2 protein-coding genes are annotated in these 2,885 nt (G+C 65.6%); both read right to left on the reverse strand.

What is annotated here, in order from left to right; all coding sequences use genetic code 11:
* Positions 1–2,066 (reverse strand): phosphoenolpyruvate carboxylase (locus EOA60_RS26830; RefSeq protein ID WP_128312168.1); only part of this gene is annotated, 2,066 nt, incomplete at its 3' end.
* Between the two features lie 66 nt (positions 2,067–2,132).
* A partial coding sequence (locus EOA60_RS26835; protein ID WP_164899559.1) for a D-glycerate dehydrogenase occupies positions 2,133–2,885 on the reverse strand: 753 nt, incomplete at its 5' end.

Raw genomic sequence — 2,885 nt, forward strand, 5'->3', positions numbered from 1 at the left:
AGGAAGCCGGGCTCGGCCATCAACCGGGCATAGGATGCCTGCGACATGCCCGCCAGAGCCTCGAGCGCTTCGTCGAACTCCGGCGTTTCCTTCGGCCCGACATCAGCGGGCGATCCGACACTGTGGGCCAGAACGCCGGCGGCGAGAACCTCGAGCTGGTTGAGGCCGGTGCCGCGATTGGCGAATTTCGAAGAAACGACCTCGCCCTGCTCGGTTACCCGCATCCTGCCGGCGACAGTGCCCGCCGGCTGCGCCGCGATCGCCCGGCCGGTCGGCGCGCCGCCACGGCTGACGGAGCCGCCGCGACCGTGAAAGAAACTGATCCTGACCTTGTGCTTGCGCCCGATCGCGGCAAGGCGCTTTTGTGCTTTCGCCAGTTCCCAATTGGAGGCGAGGAAGCCGCCGTCCTTGTTGGAATCCGAATAGCCAAGCATGATTTCCTGGCGCGCGCCAAAATCGCGCACAGTCCGCCGCACCAGCGAAACACCGAGCAAATTATTCAGGACGGCAGGAGCGGCCTGCAGATCGGCGATGGTCTCGAACAATGGCACGATGCGCAGCCTGATCGTGCCGCTACTACCAGGGGCGGTCGAAAGTCCGCAATATTGCGCCAGCAGATAGACCGCGAGCAGGTCGTCGGCCGAGCGGGTCATGCTTAGCACGAACGAGCCAACGGTGTCGGTATCCGCGCCCGAATTGTGCCTGGCGATGACAGAGAATGTCGAAAGCAGTTCGGCCGCCTCAGGCGAGAGCCGGCCTGCGTCGATCTCCGGTTGCTCGCCCTGGCTGAGGCTTGAGCGGAGGTGCGCCGACCATCGCGGCGTGCCGGGTGCGACCGGGTCCGCGGGATCTATCAGCGCAAGCAGCTCGGCCAGCGCCCGGTTGACGACCGTGGAGTTCTGCCGGATGTCGAGCGAGACCGTACGGAAGCCGAAGCTTCCGGCTTGCGAGATGAGAGGCTGGACGAAGCGCCTGGCGACCGCGCGCCCACCGATCGCTTCGAGAACGGAAGACAGTGCGTTGAGATCGGCACGAAACGCCTCCGCCGAGAGATATGCCGCCGTGCCGCCGTCGCGCGTCGCCGCCAGCCGGGCAAGCATGGCCGAAGCGAATTGGCGAAGCGGTTCATCGGGGTTGCGGGCGGCAATCGCTTGCGCCTGCCCGCTTTTGTCAAGCGCGGCTTGCAGCACCGGCTTGAAGCTCGGCGGCAGGTCGATGACGTTGGAGCTGGCGCTGAGCACCGTCACCAGCCGCTGCACCTGCGTCAGATACCAGCTTATGGCGGTATTGCGGTATTCGGCCAGGGCATGAGCGGTGACTGCGGCCGTCACATTTGGATTGCCGTCGCGGTCGCCGCCGATCCACGAGGCATAGCGCATGAAGGAGGGGATTCTGATCGGCTCTCCCGGATAGTGACGCTCGAACGCGCCTTGAAGCTTGCCGTAGAGCTGCGGCGTTGCCTCGAAGATGACTTCGCGAAAGAAGTGCAGGCCCCAGGCGATTTCGCCCTCGACCGTCGGGCGCTCAAGTCGCAGCTCGCCCGTCATCCACAGAAGCTCGATCTCGCTTTCCAGATCGGCGACCAACAGGTCGCGTTCGCGCGGCGCCCAGCGCGGCTGGTCGAGCTCGGTCAACTTGCGATAGATGCGGCGATGGATCTCCAGCACCGTGACGCGCTTGGCCTCCGTGGGGTGCGCGGTCATGGTCGGCCCGACACATAGCTCATCGAGCGTGGCCTGGACTTCCCCCGCCGAGCGGCCGTTCGCCGCCATCTGCGCGACCACACTGGCGAAGGACCCGGTCACCTCGTCGGCGCCCGCGCCTTGTTCGAGTTCGCGCCGCGCCCGCATGGCAAGCAACTCGTCGGCAATCGTCAACAACTGGAACCACACGCCGCTCGCCTGAAGCGCCGGGATGCGTTGTTCCGCGGCAAGCGAGACAAGCGACCGACGCCCGCTCAGTACGGCGGCGACCTCGGGCTCACGAGCGCTTGCGACCTGAAGCAGCAGGCGCAACAGGAGGCTGCGCTCGTCCTCGCGAAATTTGATGCGTCTGCTCTGTTCCAAACCGCTTTCCTCGGCTGCATCGATTGCAACTGCAGCAGCGCCTTGAATGGAGGGCGGCGCCGGCTGTCAGGCGACCCGATCGGGGACGGGGCGGCCTTCGAAGAAGGCGGTCAGGTTCTCCACCACCTTCATGCCCATCGCCACCCGCGTTTCCTCGGTCGCGCTGCCGAGATGCGGCAACAGCACGACGTTCTCCAACTGCTTCAGCGCTTCCGGAACGGCGGGCTCGTCGGCAAAGACGTCGAGACCTGCACCTGCGATCTCGCGCCGTTGCAGTGCACCGATCAGGGCATCCTGGTCGGCGACGTCGCCGCGCGCGGTGTTGATCAGGAAGGCGCCGCGTTTCATCAACCCCAGGCTTCGAGCATCGATGAGATGGCGGTTTTCCACGCCGCCCGGACAGTGCAGCGAGACGAAATCGGATGCCGTAAGCACATCGTCCAAAGTCGGCAACTGCTCCGCGCCCATAGCGCGCGTCTCGTCATCATCGACCGGCGACCGGTTGAAGAATACGATCTTCATGCCGAAGCCGAAATGCGCGCGTCTGGCCGTCGCTTTGCCGATGCGCCCCATGCCGACAATACCCAAGGTCTTGCCCGACACTTTTGCCCCGGCCATGTGGGTCGGCGACCAGCCTCGCCACTCTCCGGCTCGCAGCTGCCGCTCGCCTTCGCCGGTGCGGCGCGCGACGGCCAGCATCAGGCTAAGCGCAAGGTCGGCGGTGCAATCCGTCAGCACGCCAGGCGTGTTGGTCACCACGATGTCGCGGTCGCGGGCTGCCGCGACATCGATATGGCTGAAGCCGACGCCGAAATTGGC

The sequence above is a fragment of the Mesorhizobium sp. M1A.F.Ca.IN.020.06.1.1 genome (genome assembly GCF_004023265.1).
Lineage (GTDB): Bacteria > Pseudomonadota > Alphaproteobacteria > Rhizobiales > Rhizobiaceae > Mesorhizobium.